The 19,580-nt window shown below is 56.6% G+C and carries 12 protein-coding genes, 1 tRNA gene and 1 riboswitch; of the genes, 6 read left to right on the top strand and 7 right to left on the bottom strand.

Going from position 1 to position 19,580, the window contains the following annotated elements; genetic code table 11:
* Nucleotides 1-43: 43 nt before the first annotated feature.
* Nucleotides 44-262, bottom strand: coding sequence for a hypothetical protein (locus BXP70_RS29355; RefSeq protein ID WP_143436360.1), 219 nt, complete (start codon nucleotides 260-262; stop codon nucleotides 44-46).
* A 173-nt stretch (nucleotides 263-435) separates the two neighbouring features.
* On the opposite strand from BXP70_RS29355, the gene BXP70_RS03760 reads away from it, so the two are divergent.
* Nucleotides 436-508, top strand: a tRNA-Gly gene (locus tag BXP70_RS03760).
* 801 nt (nucleotides 509-1,309) lie between these two features.
* A complete protein-coding gene (locus BXP70_RS03755) occupies nucleotides 1,310-4,582 on the top strand; it encodes a PAS domain-containing protein (RefSeq protein ID WP_086592701.1) in 3,273 nt (1,090 codons plus the stop codon).
* Between the two features lie 78 nt (nucleotides 4,583-4,660).
* Here the strand turns inward: BXP70_RS03755 and bshB1 are convergent, their stop codons facing one another.
* The 4 genes from bshB1 to BXP70_RS03735 form a co-directional block, all read right to left on the bottom strand.
* Nucleotides 4,661-5,383, bottom strand: a complete 723-nt coding sequence (gene bshB1 / locus BXP70_RS03750) for a bacillithiol biosynthesis deacetylase BshB1 (protein ID WP_086592700.1) — start codon at nucleotides 5,381-5,383, stop codon at nucleotides 4,661-4,663.
* Nucleotides 5,384-5,553: 170 nt separating this feature from the next.
* Nucleotides 5,554-8,214 carry a M14 family zinc carboxypeptidase gene (locus BXP70_RS03745; protein ID WP_086592699.1) on the bottom strand — a complete coding sequence of 887 codons (2,661 nt, stop codon included), beginning with the start codon at nucleotides 8,212-8,214 and terminating at the stop codon, nucleotides 5,554-5,556.
* A gap of 110 nt (nucleotides 8,215-8,324) precedes the next feature.
* Nucleotides 8,325-9,680: a RagB/SusD family nutrient uptake outer membrane protein gene (locus BXP70_RS03740; RefSeq protein WP_086592698.1), complete on the bottom strand. Its 1,356-nt coding sequence runs from the start codon at nucleotides 9,678-9,680 to the stop codon at nucleotides 8,325-8,327.
* A gap of 13 nt (nucleotides 9,681-9,693) precedes the next feature.
* Entirely contained in the window at nucleotides 9,694-12,717 is a 3,024-nt protein-coding gene (locus BXP70_RS03735) for a SusC/RagA family TonB-linked outer membrane protein (protein ID WP_086592697.1), read from the bottom strand.
* 281 nt (nucleotides 12,718-12,998) lie between these two features.
* Between BXP70_RS03735 and BXP70_RS03730 the strand changes: the two genes are divergently transcribed.
* From BXP70_RS03730 to BXP70_RS03720, 3 genes are all read left to right on the top strand, one after another.
* Complete coding sequence (locus BXP70_RS03730; protein WP_143436359.1) at nucleotides 12,999-13,199, top strand: hypothetical protein; 201 nt, start codon at nucleotides 12,999-13,001, stop codon at nucleotides 13,197-13,199.
* A gap of 58 nt (nucleotides 13,200-13,257) precedes the next feature.
* A riboswitch (SAM riboswitch) is annotated at nucleotides 13,258-13,349 on the bottom strand.
* A gap of 322 nt (nucleotides 13,350-13,671) precedes the next feature.
* Nucleotides 13,672-14,982: an APC family permease gene (locus BXP70_RS03725; protein WP_086592695.1), complete on the top strand. Its 1,311-nt coding sequence runs from the start codon at nucleotides 13,672-13,674 to the stop codon at nucleotides 14,980-14,982.
* 54 nt (nucleotides 14,983-15,036) lie between these two features.
* Nucleotides 15,037-16,206 (top strand): LLM class flavin-dependent oxidoreductase, encoded by a 1,170-nt coding sequence (locus BXP70_RS03720; protein WP_086592694.1) that lies wholly within the window; start codon nucleotides 15,037-15,039, stop codon nucleotides 16,204-16,206.
* A gap of 178 nt (nucleotides 16,207-16,384) precedes the next feature.
* Here BXP70_RS03720 and BXP70_RS03715 read toward each other — a convergent pair whose 3' ends face one another.
* Both BXP70_RS03715 and BXP70_RS03710 read right to left on the bottom strand, forming a co-directional pair.
* The gene (locus BXP70_RS03715; protein ID WP_086592693.1) at nucleotides 16,385-17,839 is read right to left on the bottom strand and encodes an arylsulfatase; all 1,455 of its coding nucleotides are present in this window, start codon (nucleotides 17,837-17,839) and stop codon (nucleotides 16,385-16,387) included.
* Between the two features lie 200 nt (nucleotides 17,840-18,039).
* Nucleotides 18,040-18,369 carry a Dabb family protein gene (locus BXP70_RS03710; RefSeq protein ID WP_086592692.1) on the bottom strand — a complete coding sequence of 110 codons (330 nt, stop codon included), beginning with the start codon at nucleotides 18,367-18,369 and terminating at the stop codon, nucleotides 18,040-18,042.
* Nucleotides 18,370-18,607: 238 nt separating this feature from the next.
* On the opposite strand from BXP70_RS03710, the gene BXP70_RS03705 reads away from it, so the two are divergent.
* Complete coding sequence (locus BXP70_RS03705; protein WP_086592691.1) at nucleotides 18,608-19,090, top strand: DinB family protein; 483 nt, start codon at nucleotides 18,608-18,610, stop codon at nucleotides 19,088-19,090.
* The last annotated feature ends 490 nt before the right edge of the window (nucleotides 19,091-19,580 follow it).

Here is a 19,580-nt window from a genome sequence, read left to right as displayed (position 1 = left end):
ACAGAGCCCCGACCCGTAGTACGAAAGTAGCCTGCTTAAGTAGTTAATCAATAGTATGCCCACCACGCCGCATTCGCCAGCCTGCGCGCAGCATAAATAGCGCACCCACCAGGATAACCATGCTCAAGAAAAATCGCGGTGTATCCAGTGTCTCTACTTGCCAATCAGCGTAAAATCCGGGCAGTCGATAAAGTTGTATTCCTAGCAGAATCAAGCCCATCAATAAATAAAGTGTACCCCGATTGCGGTTGGAAGAAGCCATATAAACACGTTTTTAATGATGTTATACGTGAACCCCAACAAGAGGTAATTCTGCTTTTAAGTTGCCCTGCTAGCACCGACTATTTGCTGCTGAAACCTCTATACCTATTTGCCACAGCTTAGCAGTTGCAATTTGCTTTTTGCTGTGTACTTTTGTTAAATCAGTACCGCTCCGCGAGAGTAGCTCAGTTGGTAGAGCATCAGCTTCCCAAGCTGAGGGTCGCGAGTTCGAACCTCGTTTCTCGCTCAATGTGAATCAGCCACTTAACAGCCATGTTAAGTGGCTGATTCTTTTTCGACCCAAACTGTAGAAGCTGCTTGTGTTGCCTGAGTAGTAATAATCCCTTGGCAGAAGATGCCCTCGACGCGTTTATAACCGACTTACTACCTAGCTATGCTTTCTAGGTGGAACCAGTCTATTACCGAAGGCTAGTAGCAAGACAGACGTGAGTCATTCACCCATAACGGACGATGTACACCGAACATCTTGGCCTCATCCCTACCACATAAAAAGGAATACCGAGCCAGAAGCGTCCAAGAACCATAATTGTGCCTGTATCGACCGAGTAGACCAGGGCTCCACAGCAGATGCGAAGCCTAGGATCCACCTTTACCTTGGCCAGGAAGCCCTACTGTCACGCAACAACAAGCCGTTCTGGTAATTCGGGGTGGCTGGCTTGTCTCGTTTTCTGAGCAGCGCGGCCTTATCAGGCAGAGTGGCACAGCAGGACTACCAAGTTATGGCTGCATGCACAGAGTCTTAAGCGGACAGCAGAAGCTAGGTTGCTATACCGCAGGCCGAAGCTGCCATACACGGCAACTTTTCTACGCTGACCGGAATGCGTATGCTAGCTTAAAAAACGAGCAAGAAGGCCGTACCCATCCGTCATAGCAGCTAGCCAAAGGAAGCAAGCATGGCAACAGCGTTGCTTCAAACTACTCAACGAAACCCCTACTTTTAAACCTATCTTCGTTCCCGTAAGCAGTTGTCTGCTTTGTGTGTAAAGGGTGCTGGTGACGTCATCTGTAATTACCTTCTCAATTGCCTATGTCTTCCCACCCTGCCTCCGCTGCGTCCGCCAGCATGCCCGCTTTGCTGCCGGTGTTTAATGCGCTGCCTGGCGCTTTCCTGCTCCTCACCCCGACGCTCCAGATTGCAGCCGTGAGCGACGATTACCTAGCTGCCACCTTAACCAAACGAGAGGCCCTGCTAGGGGAATATCTGTTCGACGTCTTCCCCGACAACCCTGCCGCGCCCGAGGCCCACGCTACGCGTAACCTGCGCACATCCTTGGCGCAGGTGCTAGCCACCGGCCAGCCCCACCAGATGGCGCCGCAGCACTATGACATACCCATCCTAGATCAACCGGGCCAGTTTATAGAGCGCTACTGGCTGCCCGTCAATCGTCCCGTTTTCGACGAGCAGGGTCGTGTTACGCATCTGTTGCACGCCGTTACCGACGTCACCGAGCAACTGCAGGCCGATGCCCAGCGGTGCGAGGCACAGACAGCAGAGAAGGCAGCCCGTACCGAAATAGAAGTTCAGCGGCAGCGCCTCTACCACATTCTGGAGAACTTCCCAGCCGTTGTAGCGAGCTACCGCGGCCCCACGCACATCTTCGACTTAGTTAGCCACCGCTTTCAGCGTGATTTCCCTACTCGCACCATTAAGGGCTTACCCGTGCGCGAGGCTCTTCCTGAACTCGAGGGCCAGCAGTACTACGAAATTCTTGATGGCGTGTACCAGACCGGTGAGCCCTTCTATGGCACTGAGCTAGAAACGTGGGTTGACCTCACCGATACCGGCAAGCTGGAGTTGCAGTACTACAACGTGTGTTTTCAGGCTACGCGCGACACCGAAGGCCGCATCGACGGCATCCTCAACTTCGCCTACGATGTCACGGCCGAAGTATTGGCCCGCCAACAGCTACAGCAGCTCAATCAAACCCTCGAATCTCGCGTGCAAGAACGCACTGCGGAGCTAGGTCAGCAGCAAAGCCGCTTGCAGCAGATCATGGGACAGGTACCGGCCGCTATTGCCACGTTTGAAGGCCCAGAGCACCGTCTTACCTTCTTCAATACCAGCTACGCTGCCTTGTCTGCCCACCGCGCGCAGATAGGACTTCCGTTGGCCGAGGTATATCCGGAGGTAGTTGCGCAGGGCTTTGTTCGCTTGCTTGATGAGGTGTATCGTACGGGTAAACCCTTTGTAGGAACCGAAACGCCCGCCACCATCTTCGACGCCGCGACGAGCCAGCCCGAACAACACTACCTAGACTTTATTTATCAGCCGCTGACTGATGCGCAGAACCACGTTACGGGCGTTCTTGCCTTCATCGTCGATGTAACGGAGAAGGTGCTGAGCCGTCGTCAAGCCGAAATCCTGCAGGCCGACTTGCTAGCGGCCACCCAGCGCCAGGCCGAGCAGCGCGAGTTTTACTACCAAGTGTTTGAGCAGACGCCGGCTGCAGTGGCGCTATTACGCGACCCAGGCCACCGCTATGAATACGTCAACCCCGCCTACCAGCAGTTTTTCCCCAACCGGCAACTCGTGGGCTTTGATATGGCTGAGGCAGTGCCCGAGCTACAGGAACAGGGCTTTATCGCTTTAATGGACCATGTGTACCAGACCGGCGAAACCTACTACGGAACCGATACTCCCTTTCGGGTGTCGGCCACCGACGACAAGCCGGCCCACACGATCTACTTCAGTTTCACCTACCAGGCTTACCAGGAGAAAGGCCAAACGGCAGGTATCTCGCTATTCGCCTTCAACGTGACTGAGCAAGTGCTGGCTCGCCAGGAGCGCGACGCGCAACGGCAGCGGCTGCACAATTTGTTTCAGGAAGCGCCTGCTGGCATTTGCATCTTGGCTGGCCCCGATTTGGTATTTGAATTCGTCAACCCTAGCTATCAACAGTTGATGCCCAACCGGCCGCTGCTAGGGCTTTCTTTCTTGGAGGCTGTGCCCGAGTTAGCGCAGCATTCTGTGATGAACGTGTTTCAGCACATCTTGGCCACGGGTGAGACCCACGAGGAGCGAGGCATCCGCGCACGCATTGCCCGCCCAGCCGACGGGGTACTGGAAGATCGCTATTTCAATTACATTCAGCAAGCACGCCGCGACGGGGAAGGCCGCATCGACGGCGTACTGGTTTTTGCCTTCGAAGTTACGGAGCAGGTGCGTGCTCGCCAGGACAGCGAGGCTAGCGCCCACCAGCTGCGCCTCATCACGGACGCGTTGCCCGTACTCATCGGCTACCTCGACCGCAACGAAATTTATCGGTTCGCTAATCGCGCCTACCAGACTTGGTTCGACCAGGAACCCACTGCCCTGCTCGGTCGCCCGGTGCGCGAGATAGTGGGTGAGGATGCTTATGCCACTACGCAAGGCTACATTAAACGAGCCCTAGCCGGCGAGCTGGTGGAGTTCGAAGCTTGGATGCCTTACCGCGCCGATTTTACCAAGCATATCCGCACTAGCTACATCCCCGACGTGCACCAGGGCGCTGTGCAGGGATTTTACACCCTCGTGTCCGACATCACCGACCAAGTTGAAGCTCGGCGGGCGGCCGAAGATAGCGCGCAGCAGGCCCAAGCCCTCGCCCATGAGCTAGCAAAGGCTAACGAGCAGCTTACGCGCACCAACGTAGACCTAGATAACTTCATCTACACGGCTTCGCATGATTTGAAGGCCCCAATCAACAACATTGAGGGCTTGCTAAGCTCCCTGCGCGACGAGTTGCCCGCGCAAAGCCCGGCTGGCGCAGTAGATTATATTCTCACCCTGATGCAGGATTCGGTGGACCGCTTCACCCGCACCATCGAGCACCTGACCACCGTGAGTCGGTTGCAAAAAGAGCACGATCCGCCTACCGAGCCGGTGGCCTTAGCCCCCATTATTGAGGACGTACGCCTTGACCTAGCTCCGCTGCTCCAACAAACTGGCGGGCGCCTGCAAGTAAACGTTCAGCACTGCCCGTTGCTTACCTTTTCCGAGAAGAATCTGCGCTCAGTGGTGTATAACCTGCTTAGCAACGCGCTCAAGTACCGGCACCCCGATCGGCTGCCAGTGGTGCACGTGCGGGCCCGGCAGGAGGAGCCCTACGTGGTGCTAGAAGTAGAAGACAATGGCCTCGGCTTCGACCTAGCCCGTGAGGAGCAACTCTTCGCCATGTTTCAGCGCCTCCACACCCATGTGGAGGGTACGGGCATTGGTCTTTACATGGTGAAGCGCATGGTGGAAAATGCAGGCGGCAAAATCAGCGTGCACAGCCAAGTCGGCGTCGGCACCACCTTTACCATTTATTTCCCGCGTTAAGCCTGAGTCGGTACTATGTGACAGGCGACGGGAAGAAGCTCCCCGTCTTTTTCGAGAAGACTTTGAAGTGTTCGAGCATTACTGCAATAAAAACAGGTCTGCTAATCCGAAAGGGCGACGACACGTGAAACCTTCCCCGTACGTGGCGCCGATATAGCAACCTAGCTCCTGCGCCCGCGCCTCTAGGATGCGCAAAAAATTAGGCGTGGAAATGTGCGTATTGGCTTCGTTAGAGGTGTAATCGGGATGGTAAAACTGACTTTTGAATGCCGTAAGTGCCGCCAGCTTTTGGTCCCAGAAGCTGGTGATATCCATGACCACATCGGGGCGCACGTAGCTGTGGTGGATGGCTTGCAGCAATAAGCGCGGCCGCCAGGGCGCCTGCGGCGCACCGTCCCACTCAGTCTGCACTTTGACGAGGCCCGCTAAGAAAGCCGCATCGTGCACAAGGTCGGCGGCGCGGCCGTGGTCGGGGTGGCGGTCTACATTTGGGTTGGTCAGGATGATTTCTGGTTGGAAGCGGCGAATAACTTCAACGACGCGCAGCTGATGCGCTTCATCGTTGGCGAAGAATCCGTCGCGCATACCTAGGTTTTCGCGCACATGCAGGCCCAAGAGACGCGCCGCCTCTTGAGCTTCTTGGTCGCGCAACGCCGCCGAGCCGCGAGTACCTAGCTCGCCCCGGGTCAGGTCCACCACGCCGATTCGCCGCCCAGCCGCTGCGTGACGGAGCAGGGTGCCGGCGCACCCTAGCTCGGCGTCGTCGGGGTGGGCGGCAATCATCAACAAGTCAAGCTTCATGAACGGAAATACCAGATTAGAGCACGTAAGCGCTACGGTTTAATACATGAATCGGCCACGGACAGCAAGGCAGCCTGCGCCTAAAAAGGAACGCCCAGCGTCCGCCGGCCGCCACCAGCACGCCGGGCGCCCCCGCGTAGCCTAGCAGGTGCTAGGCGGCACGTCTTGGTTTATTCTTCCTCCGCTGAAATAGCCGCTGGGCCTTCGGGCAAGTTGAGCAGCGGACCTAGCAACAAAGCATTGGCAAACAAGCGGGAAGTGCCATGCCAGTAGTGACGGAAGTTAGGGTCGTCGGCGAAGAGCACCACGCGGCCCGCTCCCACCTTGCTGACCACTACGGCCGCCGAGTTACTGATCTGCTTTAGGTTAGCCTGCGATACGTAGCCGCTCACCAACGGCTTGGCCGTGTACTGGGCTACCGTGGCGTAAGGGTTACGGCTAGGTTTCAGGAAAGTAGTGCCGTTGCGGAACACGTACAGCTTGCGGCTGGTCAGGCCAAAACCAATGGGGTTCGTGATGTCGATGTCGGCCGAATAAATGGAGCCGGCAATGGCGCGGGTGCCCTCTTGCTCTTGCTGTACAAAGTCGGCGCGGTGAGTGGCCGCAGGACCTAGCTTACTTTTGGCCGCGGCGCTGGCGGTAGCCGTGGTATCGGCCCAGCCGCCATTGGCGGGCACCAGCAGCTTCTCCTTCACAATACCTTGCTTAATCGCCCAGTCCGAAGCGTTTTTGATGGTGATAAGCGTACCCCCTTCCTGCACCCAGCGACGTAGCTTGTCTACTGAAGCCTTATCCAGCCCCGTGTACACGCCACCCACCAACACGATGCTGGTGTAACGACCCAATGGCGCCCGCCCGAAGTTGCTGAGCTCAATGCGGCTCAGGGGCAACCCGAGCTGCTGGCTCGCTACAAACCATGCCTCGCCCACTTCAGAAGCGTTGGTACCCGTGCCCACCAGCAAAGCTGCTTTGGCTTCCGGCACCGTGTGCACGTTATTGGAACCTAGGTCGATACCGCTTAGGCTGAAGCCGGTACCCACGCCCGTAAACGTTACTTGGTTCTGCCGGCTCACCCGGCTTACAATCTGAAAAACTGAATCGGCTGAGAGCTTTTGCCCCGCCACCGGAATCACCAGAGCACCGTAGCCAAAATCGGTGTGGTCGTCTTTGGTGCCGGCGCTGAAGGGTTTGAAGCTCACTTTGGCCACTACCCCCGCCCGCTGCAAGGCCGTGAGCGAATGCGCCGCGTTGTAGTCAGACCAAGGGAGAATGTAGGCGTAGCTGCTTTTGCCCCCACGCACGGTGCCGGCCAGCGTTTTGGGCGCCTGCACGGGGGCGCTTTGCACGAGGTTGGTATTCTTTTGCTTCGACACCGGCAGCCCGTAGGCGTGGGCCTGGCTCCAGCCCGTTACGTCGTAGAACACGCTGTCGTGGAAGGTAGTCAGCTCCTCAAACAAGGAGTTCACGATGCGGTACTGAGGCTGGCTGGTGGGCACCACATAGGCCTTGCCCTTCTTGAAATCCTGCTTGTCCAGCGTTACATCCTTACCTAGCTCGTGCACTTCAACTTTGTGTTGGAGCAGTAGGCTCAAAAACTTGTTGGTCAGGGTTTCATCTTGCTCGCTACCGAAGACGTAAGCTTTCGTCGGGAACTTGCGCGCGTCGGTGAGGGCCGACGTGAAAAAGTCGCGCTGATGCTTTAGGAATAGCTCTTTTTCCTCCACCGCGCCGCGCACCGTTGCAAGGCCCGTGGCCACGTGATTACGAATGGTGAAAGGGAACGTCACGACCCCGTTGGTGCCTTCCTGGGCCAAGCCGCGGGAGCTAGCTACCTCAAAGGTAATACCCACGCCGCCCTCAAAGTCGGGGTAGGTGGAACCATAGATCGGCGACAGGTTATCGAACTGCTCCTTGGTCCAGTACAGTGACCCTAGGTCGTCCAATGACTTAGCAAAGTATTTGGCTAGGTGCACGTTGAGCACTTCGTACGTAGCACGCGGAATGAGGTCGTTCTCGGTACTGAAGGGTTTGGACGGCTCGAAATAATAGGTGCCGTTGGTGCCCATCTCGTGAAAGTCGATCATCACGTTGGGATACCACTCGTGGAAGAACGCCATGCGGGCGCGGCTTTCGGGCTGGGTCAGAGGCAGCCAGTCGCGGTTTAGGTCGGTGTAGAAGTGGTTGGTGCGGCCACCCGGCCAGGCTTCGGTATGCTCCCGGTCGAGCGGGTCGGTCACGTTGGGCCACGATTTATTCTGGTCAAACCAGTGCGAGGCTCGGTCGCGGCCATCGGGGTTTTCCAGTGGGTCGATGGTCACTACTGCCTGCTCCAGCCACTGCTTGGTTTCGGGACTGGTGGAGGCGGTGAGGTAATAAGCTAGCAACAGCGCCGCTTCCGAGGAGCTACTTTCATTGCCGTGCACCCCAAAGTTGAGACTCACCGCCACCGGCAGCTTGCGGTAATCGGGCGCGGGCAGCTTCGGGTCAACTAGCGCCCGCCGCGCTTCTTGCAGCTTCGCTAGGTTCTGTTGGTTTTCCACGGCCGTGATGGTGGCTACCACCTGCGGCCGCTCCTCAAAGGTGTTGCCTAGTGTGCGCAAACTCACCTTGTCGGATACCCGATCTAGCTCCCGCAGGTAGGCTACGATTTGATCGGAGCGAGTATAGTGGGTGCCAATGGGATAGCCCAAAAACTTTTCGGGCGTGGGTATAGCTGGGTCGAAGCTGCCGGCCTGAGCAGCCGGAAAAAAGTACGTGTTTTGCGCGGCAGTTGGCAGAGCTAGACCTAGGCCCAATGTGAATAGGGCGGCGGAGAAGTACGCTTTTAACATGAGAATAGGAATCGAAAGACTAGGTTTGATCGATGGTAGCGCGGGGTTTGTCGCCCGTGCGGACTCTGGCTTAAGCGCGGGCGACAAACCCCGCGCTCCGTGCATCTGGATTAATACCCTGGGTTCTGCTCCAGGTCGGAGTCGGCCACGAGGTCGTTGAAGGGAATGGGGAACACCCACCGGCGCTGATCCGTGACGCCGAGCACCGTACCGGCGCGGCCGGTGCGCACGAGGTCAAACCACCGGTCGGCTTCGAAGGCAAACTCTATCCGGCGTTCATTTTCAATGGCTAGGAGCAATTGATCGGCGGTGGCAGCGGTGCTGGCGGGTACACCGGCGCGGGCACGTACGGCATTCAGGTCGGCTAAGGCCTGAGTGAGTTTGCCTTGGCGGGCGCGGGCTTCGGCGCGGATGAGGTATTGCTCGGCTAGGCGCAGCACGTAGCTAGGGTCGTCGCGCTGGGCCGAGCGGCTGTAGAGGTTGCCGTAGGTTACGTTGGAGCCCGCAATAACCGTGGTAGCAAGCAAGGCCGAGCGGCTGCCGCCCACCGTTGGGTCGTTTAGCAGCGCAATAGCCGCAGGCACCGGCTGAAAGTTAAACTGACCACCCAAAGCGCTTGGAAACCAGTTGTTCCACATGGAGTTAGCGTCGGAGTTGCTGAAGGTTAGCTCAAACACAGACTCTTGGCTTAGGAATGGCGCCGTCGAAAACGTACGGTAAGGCGTAACCAAGCGGTAGTTGTTGTTGCCAATCACCTGCGTCGCATAGGTTTCTGCGTCGGCCCATTGCTTTTGGTAGAGGTGCAAACGAGCGCGCAGGGCACGAGCCGAGGCCTTCACGGCCCGGTTGCGGGTGGTGGCGTCGGGCAGCAAGGTTTCCGCTTGGGTCAGGTCGGCCAGCACCTGGGCGTAGGTATCGGCAAGAGAACTGCGCCGAATGCCCTGTCCATTTTCCTTGGAGCGGGTGGGTGTGAGTACCAGCGGCACCCCGCCCCAGCCCCGACCTAGGTCGAAGTACACCAAGGCCCGCAGAAAGTATGCCTCACCTAGCAGCTGATCTTTCTCGGTAGTAGGCAGCAGCGGGTCATTCACGCCGGGCACGCCGGCAATAACGTTGTTGGCGCCGTTTACAGCTTGATACATCTGCGTCCAGGCTTCCGTAATCAGCACGTTATCAGCGCTGAGCTGGTTCTGGTCAATTTGCAAAAACTGGTTTAGCGTGCCGTTGAAGCGTACATCTTCACCGGGCAAGAAGCCTAGCACCGGCCAGTTGAGCTGGTAGTAAGCCTGTACCCGGTCGTAGACTCCGATGGTGGCCGAGCGGGCGCTGCCGGCGTCGGTGATGGCCTTATCATCGGAGAGCTGCTGGACGGGCGTGGGTTCCAGCAAGTCGCGGCAAGCGGTAAAAGCTAGGCCCGCGGCGGTCAGGTGGAATGCAAAAAGAAGGCGGTGTATCGTCTGTTTCATCGAAAATCAAAGATTATAGTCCGACTGTGACGCCTAGCTGGAAAGTGCGGGGTTGGGGCACGGTGGCCCAGTCGAAGTTTTTGGTATTGCTCACGCCGCTCTGCGAATTCACTTCAGGGTCGAGGCCCGAATAAGGCGTGATGGTGAAGAGGTTGGCAGCTTGCACGTACACGCGCAGCGAGTTCAGGTGGGCTTTGGCAATGGCCGGCTTGGGGAGGGTGTAGCCTAGGGTAAGGGTGCGCAGGCGCAGGAAAGAGCCGTCCTCTAGGTACCGGTCGCTTAGGTTTTGCACCACGCCGCCGTAGTTGTTGCTGGAAGCCACCGTGGTCAGGCGCGGAATGGTGGTCACGTCGCCGGGCTTCTGCCAACGGTCGAGCTGCTCGCGGAGGTACCCGATGTTGCTCTGGGTGCCGCCGTGCACCAAGAAGAAACGGTTCATGTTCATGATCTTCGCTCCTTGTTCGAAGTTCAGCAAGAAATTAAAGTCGAAGCCTTTGTAAGTCACCGAGTTGGTTACGCCCCCGAAGTAGTTAGGCCACGCATTACCGACCAGCTTGCGGTCGGCCACCGAAAGCTGGCCGTCGCCATTCACATCTTCGTACTCGGCATCGCCACTTTCGCGGTTCACGCCAGTCTGGTGGTAGAGCCAGAAAGAGTACAGCGGCGCACCTTCCTGCAAGCGGAAAACGTCGCGGGAGCCAGTCGTAATCGGCGAAGCTAGCTTCTCGATCTTGTTCACGTTGCGGGCCACGTTGAACGTCGTACTCCACTGCACCGCCGACTTGGGCAGCCAGTTGGCCGTGAGCTGCACTTCAATGCCCTTGTTGCTAACGGCTCCGTAGTTCTGCACCACCGAGGCAAAGCCCGTCTTGCGCGGCACCGGCACGTTTAGCAGCAGGCCCGACGTGTACTTGTCGTAGTAGTTCAGCTCCAGCACCAAGCGATTTTGCAGCACGGCCGCATCTAGGCCCACGTTCCATTGGCGGGTGCTTTCCCAGCTCAGGTTGGGGTTGGCGAGCTGCAAGGGTGCGGTGCCGGGCAGGTCGAGGTAGTTAGCGCCACCTTGCACCAGGCCCAGCGCGGCAAAGTCGCTGATACCGGCCTGGTTACCCGTTTTGCCCACGCTAGCCCGCAGCTTCAGCTCCTGGAAAATATTTAAGTCCTGCACAAAGCTTTCCTCCCCGAGACGCCAACCGAGGCCCACAGCCGGGAAGTAGCCCCAGCGGTTGTCTTGCCCGAAGCGGGAAGAGGCGTCAGCTCGCACGCTCACGTCGGCGGTGTAGCGCTGCTTGAAGCTATAGGTGGCCTTACCGAAGTACGACAACAGCCCCGCCTGCGAGCGGGACGATGAGCCCGTTTGCGTTGCCGCCGAGGCAATGGTAGTCAGGTCGTTGCTCGGAAACTGTTGCCCCGCTAGGCTAGTGCGCTGGAAGGTGTTCTTCTGGATGGTGTTGCCGACCACCGCCTGGATGGAATGGTCACCAAAATCGACGTGGTAGTTGAGGGTCTGCTCATTGAGCAGGGTGATGTCGCGGGAGAGGTACGAGTTGGCCGTGCCGCGAGGCTGCCCGGCTAGGATCAACGTGTTGTTGAAATTGTTCTCGTACATGTCGTTGAAGTCGATGCTCCAACTGCTGCGCAAAGTTAAATTCTTCAGGAAACGATACTCGCCGTACACGTTCGAGATGACGCGCGAACCGACGGCGTCGTTGTTGAGGTTGTTGATGAGCGCCAAGGCGTTATCAAACGAACCGTACTTGGCGTAGGAGCCGTCGGGGTTATAAATCGACAGGTTGGAACGCGTGAACAGGGCCGAGTTGATGACGCCCACCGGGTTGTTATCGTTGCTGCTCACGTTGCGGTGGGTGCGGCTCAGGGCCGTGCTCGTGCCGATACGCAGCTTGTCGGTCACGGAGTTGTCGAGGTTTACGCGTAGGCTGAACCGGTCGAAGGCGCTAGGTCTCGCCACCGATTCCTGCTTGAAGTAACCGCCCCCAATGTAGAACTGTGTCTTGGCCGAGCCCCCGGCCGCCGACAGCTCGTAGCTCTGGGTTTGGGCCGTGCGGAACACATCCGAGAGCCGATCGTAGGTGGACTGCTCTTCGGGTAAGCCGCGCCCGCCGGAGGTCACGGAGCGGTAAGGTACTTGGGTTGGGTTGCCACCGTCGTTGAGAAACCGCTCATTTTCCAGCATAGCTAGCTCCGAGCCGCTCACCAGGTCGTACTGCTTCGGCGCCTTCGACCACGCGTGATAAGTGTTGAAGGTAACACGGGTTTTGTCGCCTGCCTTGCCGCGCTTGGTGGTGATGAGCACGACGCCATTAGCGCCGCGTGAGCCGTAAATGGCCGTGGCGTTAGCATCTTTCAGGATTTCGATGTTCTCAATATCCTGCGGGTTCAGGTCGGCCAACGGGTTAGAAGACACTTGGTTACCTAGGCCAGTAGCAATCAGGTTGGTGTTGTTGATGAACACGCCATCCACCACGTACAAGGGGTCGTTGCTGGCATTCACCGAGTTGCTACCCCTAATGCGAATGAAAATGCCGCCGCCCGGCACGCCTGAGTTGGCCGACACCTGCACGCCGGGCGCTTTGCCTTGCAGAAGTTGGTCGGGGCTAGCAGCCGGAATGTCCTTCAGTTCGTCGCCCTTCACTGAGCTAATGGCGCTGGTGAGGGTTTTGCGGTTTTGCTCGCTGTAGCCCGTCACCACCACTTCGTTGAGCTGTTTTACCGCCGATTTTAGTGCTACGCTCACTGAACTTGAGGTAACACTAATGGCTTGGCTTTGATAACCTACTGCACTGACCAATAGTACATTGCTGCCGGCTGGCAACGTGAGCGAGAACTGACCGTTGCCATCCGTAGAAGCGCCGGTAGTGGTGCCGCGCACTACTACCGTCACACCGGGTAAGGGGCTTCGGTCGGAGGCGTCGGTGACCGTACCCGTCACGGTTTGTGCGTTGGCTACTTGGGCGTAACTCGTACTAGTTAGACCCACGACGGCAATCGGCGCCGCCAGCAGAGTAGAAAGTTTCATCTGATAAGGGAGTAGAAATGAGCAGGAATGCGCTGGGTTGATTCCTGCTTCTGTGGCCTTGCATGACCATAGGCTCGAAGCTATACTAACTAGCTTCTAAGCACTTAGCTGCTGCACAAGCGTACTTCTCTTGTTGCCGCTTCACCAGGCAAGCTAGGTAAAGACGTAGCGCAGAACAGCAGGTACTCGGCCACTACTTCGACTGGTGAATAGTCGCGCTGCAAGTAGTCAGAAAAGACGACAGAATGGTATTCTGGAAGGACGGCTGCTGGAGCGCTGACATGCCTAGTACCGTCCGGGGCGGTTACGGCTACGCAAGCGGCAAAAGCAGCCTGAAGGTGTCGGAGGTGGAGGTGCTAGGTCCCACTACGACGCGAGCAAACAAGAAGGAAAAAGAGGATAACGCCTGCTCCTTAGTAGCTCATGCCCGTCGCCTGCATACAGACGACCATGCGCTGCATACCACAACATCCATGCTGTAGGGCATAGCAGGTGGCGGTGACGGCAGAGGAGCTACGGAAGCGTTTCACGGCTGTATTGTTTTTATATGATCAGGATTTGGCACCGTTCCAGACATTCTGGGGGTTGTCGGCGTATCGTCGAGCCTGTCTCTCCACGCCTCTGTATAAAAACCAGCCTTCAGGTAGAAGGCATTGATTGCACCAAAGGTAAAGACGCGTTTCTGAGAAACGCAAATTTTCTTTTAAATAACCATCGCGTTTCTAGGCCTAGGCAGCGTGCATAAAACGTTTGCGCTGGCTAGGCTGCTGCCTATCTTTGCCGTTGCTCTACCTGGCTGTTGTTTGAAAGATGAATGCAAGAGCTCCTTATTTTCTCCTCCGCATGCCCCTCGAAAAGCTGATTGGAAAGCATCGCTGTTGTTGCCTCGCAACTCCCTAGCCTGCTCTGGTAGCCGACTGGCCGCCTTCTTATCATCCGCTTTCTTTCGTTTGCATGACTTCTACCTCCCCGGCCGCGGCACGGCCTGAACTAGTGCGCGGCATCCGGCGCTGGGACTTCGTGGCGCTCATCATCAACATTACCATTGGGGCCGGGATTCTGGGGCTGCCCGCCAAAATTTATGCTTTGGTAGGCACGTATAGCCTAGCTGCTTATGTGGTCAGCGCGGCCGTTGTTTCTCTCATCATCTTATGCTTTGCCGAAGTCAGCAGCCGGTTCAGCGGGGCCGGAGGGCCTTACCTGTACGCCCGGGAAGCCTTTGGCCCACTCGTGGGGTTTGAGGTGGGTTGGCTGCTCTGGATTTCGCGCCTAGCTAGCTTCGCCGCGCTGTGCAACCTGTTCGTCGATTATGCTGCCTACTTCTGGCCCACAGTGGGCGCCGGAATGGGTCGGGCTGCTCTAATGACTGGGCTCATTGCTGGCCTGACTTTGCTCAATTGGGTGGGCGTACGCACGGCTTCGCTGGTGAACAATCTATTCACAGTGAGCAAGTTGGTATTGCTGGTGCTGTTCACAGCCGTTGGGTTGTTTTTCGTGAACTGGCAGGCGTTTTCGTTTGCGGTACTTCCCACCTACCCTAGCTTTTCCAGCGCGGTGCTATTGCTCATCTTCACCTTTTCGGGCTTTGATGTAGCGGCTATTCCGGCCAGCGAAATTCAACAGCCTCAGCGCAATGTGCCTTTTGCCTTGTTCACGGCCATTGCCACGGTGGCTGTGCTGTTCTTGTTAGTGCAGGTGGTGTGCATTGGTACGCTCCCAAACCTAGCTACGTCGGAGCGGCCCTTGGCCAGCGCTTCGCAGCAGTTTCTGGGGTCCGCTGGCGGGGCGCTCGTCGCGGCGGCGGCAATGCTGACTGCTCTTGGCACGCTCAATGCGCTCATGCTTACAGGACCTAGGTTGTTATTTGCCTTGGCCGAGCAGGGTCAAATTCCGGCTATTTTCCGGGCCACACACCCGCGGTTTCGCACGCCCTACGTGGCACTGCTAGTGTCGGCCGTTCTGAAGCTAGGGCTTGCTATCTCGGGCACGTTCATTTACGCGCTTACGCTCTCTACTATTATTCGGCTCACGTATTTCGCCCTCACGTGCGCGGCCTTGCCGGTGCTGCGCCGTCGGCGCCCGACGCAGCCGGCGCCTTTTCGAGTACTGGGTGGCGGCGTGGTAGCAGCCCTGTGCGTGGGGTTGTGCCTGTGGCTGTTGCTGAGTAGTACTGGCACCGAAGCGCGCGACGTTGCCCTCCTAGCTATCGTAGGACTGGGAGTGTACTTCGCAGCTAATCAGCGCGGCGTAAAGCCCGCTAAGTAGACCAAGCCACATTCCGCCCTCCCCTATTCAAAACTGTATATTGCTTTTCGAGCTATGTCTCTTTCTTCTCCTATTACCTCCGTTGCCATTCGCACGCCCCAGCGCGTAGCCGAAATCTCCTGGTTCGACGACCTGTGTGGCGGCGACACCCAATACCTGAGCGTGCTCGATGGCGCGTACCGCAGTTCCTGGGCGCACTGCCGGGATATTACGCTAGCGGCGGAGCGGCTAGGATATTCCAACATTCTGCTGCCTACGTCCTACACTGTGGGTCAGGATGTCCTCACCTTTGCCGCCGGAATTGCTCCCCAAACGTCGCGCATTAATCTGCTCACGGCCATCCGCACCGGTGAGATTCACCCGCCCATGCTGGCCCGTGCCCTAGCTTCCCTCGACCACATGCTCGAAGGCCGGCTTACCATCAATATTATCAACTCGGACCTGCCTGGCTTGCGCGAGGTGCCCGAGCTGCGCTACCAGCGCTGCGCCGAAACCATTGAGATTTTGCGCCAGGCGTGGACCCAGGAGCGCATTGTACACAAGGGCGAGTTGTATCAATTCGACATGCCATCGGACCCCGCTAAACCCTACCAGCAAAACGGAGGCCCGCTGCTATACTTCGGCGGCACCTCCGAGGGAGCCAGGGAGGTGTGCGCCCAATATTGCGACATGTTTCTGATGTGGCCCGAGACGGAGGAAATGCTCTACGAAACCATGCAGGACCTCAGCGCCCGCGCCGCTCGCCACGGCCGGCAGATCGATTTTGGCCTGCGCATCCACGTTATCGTGCGCGAAACGGAATCCGAAGCCCGTGCCTACGCCCGCAAGCTCATGTCGAAGTTTGACCCGGTGAAAGGTGCTGAAATCAAGAGCCGGGCTCAGGACTCGTGGTCGTTGGGCGTGCACCGACAAAACCAGCTGCGCGAGCATGCCGACAACGAAGGTTTTGTAGAACCGTTGCTTTGGACGGATATCGGCAAGGCCCGCTCCGGGGCCGGCGGCGCCTTAGTGGGCACACCCGACCAAATTGTGGAGAAGCTCAACCGCTACCTGGACATGGGTTTCCGCGCGTTCATCTTCTCCGGTTACCCCCTACTCGACGAAGCCGACTATTTCGCCCGTTACGTGTTGCCGCGCCTTCCGAACGTGTCCATGCCTCATTTCCAAGGCCGCATCCCGCGTGAAACGCCCGTGACGCCGCTTACTACCGCATCCCTCCGCTAGTACGCAAAGCTAGCTTCTGTATCGTAAGCAGATACCGGAGAGTTTGCTTCAAAAAAAGACCCGACTCCGGCAGCCAAGAGGCTGCGCACGAGTCGGGTCTTTTGCTTTGCGCGGTAACAGCCTTTACCATTCAGGCCACTTTGCTAAACGATTCCGCCAACTAAAAGCTAGGTGCCTATCACTCTGCATTCGCCTTTTTTGGCAAAAACTGGAAGGCTGGCGATGGCACGTGTTCTTTCGCGAATATTTGTTCGAAGCGCGCTAGCAGCTCTGGGTGCTGCTGCGCTACGTTATGCTTTTCGGCAAGATCAGTGTCCAAATCATACAGCTCAATAGGCCCATTCGAGGTAGTAGCTAGGTCTAGGCGCACGGCTTTCCACTTGCCCATGCGGGCGGCAACGCTGCCACCTTGCTCGTAGAACTCCCAGTACAAGTAAGGATGCTGCGGTTGCTTGCCTTTCCCCGTCAGCGTAGGCACAATGGATACTCCGTCGGTCTTGGCAGGAGTTGGCACGCCAGCTAGCTCCGTGAAGGTTGGCAGCAGATCCCAGAAGGCAATTAGCTGATTGTTCACTGCGCCTTTTTTCACCTGACTAGGCCATCTTACCAGAAACGGCACCCGAATTCCGCCTTCGTATAGATCCCTTTTCGCGCCGCGTAATCCTCCGCTGCTGTTGAAATAAGCTAGCTCTTTTCCGCCTTCGTCGGAGGGGCCATTGTCGGAGGAAAAAATCACGATGGTATTCTCGTCGATATGCAGTTCTTTGAGCTTGCGCATGATTTCACCTACCTGATCATCTAGCACCAGCATCGCGGCCGCGACGGCCGCCCGCGGATACGGCTGCGATAGGTAAGGGCCCGATTTGGTGAAGGTGGCAGCACTGGTGTCAGGCCCGACATAAGGCGTTTCCGGCCCGAATTTCCCAATGGTTTTTTTCATGTAGGCCGGCGGGGCGGCGAGTTCCGCGTGCGGGATAACCGTCGTTACAAACAGCGCGAAGGGCTGGTCCTTGTGCTGATCGATAAACTCCAGCGTTTTTTGGTGAATGAGCGCCGGAGCGTAGGTGACGGAACGCGCGCCCCGGTTTTCGGGGAGCAGAACTTTCTCCCGGTTATGCCACAAATGGTAGGGGTAATAATTATGCGCCAGGGTCTGACTGTTATAGCCAAAGAACTCGTCAAAGCCTTTGTTGACAGGGTCGCCGCTCGTGCCAGGCCCGCCTAGCCCCCACTTGCCAAAACAGCCAGTGGCGTAACCAGCTCGCTTCAGCAGTTGCGGAATAATGACAGTTGAGTCAGGCAACGGGTACTGTCCTTCGGGCTTCACGGCGAGGTTGCCCCGAACGGGCGTATGCCCAGTATGCTGACCAGTAAACATGGAAGAGCGAGATGGCGAACAAACCGCAGTGCCGGCATACGCCTGCGTGAACTTCATTCCTTCTGCGGCCAGCCGGTCGATGTTAGGCGTTTTGAATCGTTTTTGCCCGTAGCAACTAACGTCGCCATACCCTAGGTCATCGGCCAGAATGAAGATAATGTTTGGTGGCCGCTTGGCTTTTTGAGTTGTCTGCGTGAAGGCAAAGCTGCAAACGATACTCAGCAGAAATAGTAATGTTGTGAGCTTCCTATTCATTCAATTAAGCTGTTATGATGTTGCTAACAGGTTTTGTCCTGACTTGCTCTGCGCGTGTTGCATGTCGTTTCTCCGCGAGAACCTAGGTCCCACACGCCATTAACGACGCTTCGCCGGCAGCAAAGCGGCCGTGCACTGTCTTCACTGTTTCGTTTGCAGAGCTGGGCATCCTTACCCTCGCCTAGCTTACCTAGCTAGGTTTAGATTGGCCCCACCGAGTCGTAGATTACTACTTTCTCCCAGTAGGAGGCGTACTGGTTGCGGAAGTCGTCGTGGATAGGATGCTGCTGATAGCTTTCTTCATCTGCCGCACTCTCGAACAGGCAGAGCCACGAGTAGGTGTACGTCCGCTCAATCACGTCGCGGGTGGTGGCGGCGGGCGTGCCGATATGCGCCAGTTTGATCGAAGGAATGCTTCGGAGTGTCTGCAGTCCTTCTAGCAGCTTGGCTTTGTCGGCGTCGCTGGCGCTGGCCGGGGTGTAGAATAACACATGGTGAACGAACAGTTCGGGGGAAGAGGGGGCGTTCATCGAATCAGTATGCTCTAGGTTAGGAAACGATCAGGTGGCAAGATGCGCGAAATAAGCTAGGATTAGCTTGTCCTAGAATGCGCTGCGCTAAAAGTTAAGGAAGATAACAACGTTGGCGATACACTTCCCTGGGTAGGAGGAGCCACGTTTACGAGTAACCGAGGGGCGACAAACGAAAAACGTTTTGGCGCAGCCTACGTTTGGTCTGAGCTAGCAATCATTTAGCTGATAAGACTTCATGGAAAAGCAGACGAGAGAATCGTTGGTAAAAGAACTTATTCAACTACTAGAAGGAGGCAATGCGCACGTTTCTTTCGAAGAAGCCTGTGCTGATATTCCGCTCGAGCTACTAAACAAGCCCGCGGATGGCTTACCTTACACTATTTGGCAATTAGCCGAACACGTGCGAATCGCGCAATGGGATATCCTGGAGTTTTGTAATAACCCGGTGCATGAGTCGCCTAAATGGCCTGATGAGTACTGGCCAAGCGCCGAGGACCTTGCCGATCAGCAGAAATGGGAAACGACCCTAGCCCATATCAAGCAAGATAAAAATCAATTTGTGGAGTTGCTCCACGACTCAAATCGGGATTTATTCAAGCCATTCGAGCACGGGACAGGGCAGAACCTTTTTCGGGAAGCCTTGCTCATTGCAGATCACACCGCTTACCACACCGGGCAAATAATTCTACTCCGCCGCTTACTACACAACTGGTCGTAATGCAGTAGTAGCAAACCTAGGCTCCGGCTAGCAGCGCGCTCAGCCTAGCCACTAATTTTTGAGTGCCTCGCTAGTTACCTAGGTCCTCGCACCCTCGCGAAAGTGGGCCTCGTCCCACAGAACAAGCCACGCCAGTAGTCAGCTCGAAAGCAGCGCCCCAACTCTTCCAGTCTCGGAGGAGTTGGGGCGCTGCTTTTTTACAAAGCTTTCTTTCCTCTGCTGTTCGTGCAGGTGCTTAAATGTCCATGCAGAATAGTCATTGCATATTACTTATAATTTTTATAATTAAAAAAATACAATTAATAACAGCGAGTTATACGCTAACACACTTTTATAACTATACCAATCACTGAGATTTCTATTAAATACTAAATAGCTTATTCTCTACAGGAAATTCAGAGCAGATGTATGGCACATTTTTAGTTTGATAATATATCAATGAGCGATAAAAAATATAGCATTTTTAATATCAATGCTTTGTATATCAAGC

Source organism: Hymenobacter crusticola, from assembly GCF_002154225.1.
In the GTDB taxonomy this organism is placed as follows: Bacteria; Bacteroidota; Bacteroidia; order Cytophagales; family Hymenobacteraceae; genus Hymenobacter; species Hymenobacter crusticola.
This window is presented reverse-complemented; position numbering and strand designations above follow the sequence as displayed.

Bases quoted from the DNA above. Each gene is read 5' to 3' on its own strand.
- BXP70_RS03745 (WP_086592699.1), bottom strand. From the start codon at position 8,214: ATGTTAAAAGCGTACTTCTCCGCCGCCCTATTCACATTGGGCCTAGGT.
- BXP70_RS03735 (WP_086592697.1), bottom strand. From the start codon at position 12,717: ATGAAACTTTCTACTCTGCTGGCGGCGCCGATTGCCGTCGTGGGTCTA.
- BXP70_RS03730 (WP_143436359.1), top strand. From the start codon at position 12,999: ATGCCTAGTACCGTCCGGGGCGGTTACGGCTACGCAAGCGGCAAAAGC.
- bshB1 (WP_086592700.1), bottom strand. From the start codon at position 5,383: ATGAAGCTTGACTTGTTGATGATTGCCGCCCACCCCGACGACGCCGAG.
- BXP70_RS03705 (WP_086592691.1), top strand. From the start codon at position 18,608: ATGGAAAAGCAGACGAGAGAATCGTTGGTAAAAGAACTTATTCAACTA.
- BXP70_RS03740 (WP_086592698.1), bottom strand. From the start codon at position 9,680: ATGAAACAGACGATACACCGCCTTCTTTTTGCATTCCACCTGACCGCC.
- BXP70_RS03755 (WP_086592701.1), top strand. From the start codon at position 1,310: ATGTCTTCCCACCCTGCCTCCGCTGCGTCCGCCAGCATGCCCGCTTTG.
- BXP70_RS29355 (WP_143436360.1), bottom strand. From the start codon at position 262: ATGGCTTCTTCCAACCGCAATCGGGGTACACTTTATTTATTGATGGGC.
- BXP70_RS03720 (WP_086592694.1), top strand. From the start codon at position 15,037: ATGTCTCTTTCTTCTCCTATTACCTCCGTTGCCATTCGCACGCCCCAG.
- BXP70_RS03715 (WP_086592693.1), bottom strand. From the start codon at position 17,839: ATGAATAGGAAGCTCACAACATTACTATTTCTGCTGAGTATCGTTTGC.
- BXP70_RS03710 (WP_086592692.1), bottom strand. From the start codon at position 18,369: ATGAACGCCCCCTCTTCCCCCGAACTGTTCGTTCACCATGTGTTATTC.
- BXP70_RS03725 (WP_086592695.1), top strand. From the start codon at position 13,672: ATGACTTCTACCTCCCCGGCCGCGGCACGGCCTGAACTAGTGCGCGGC.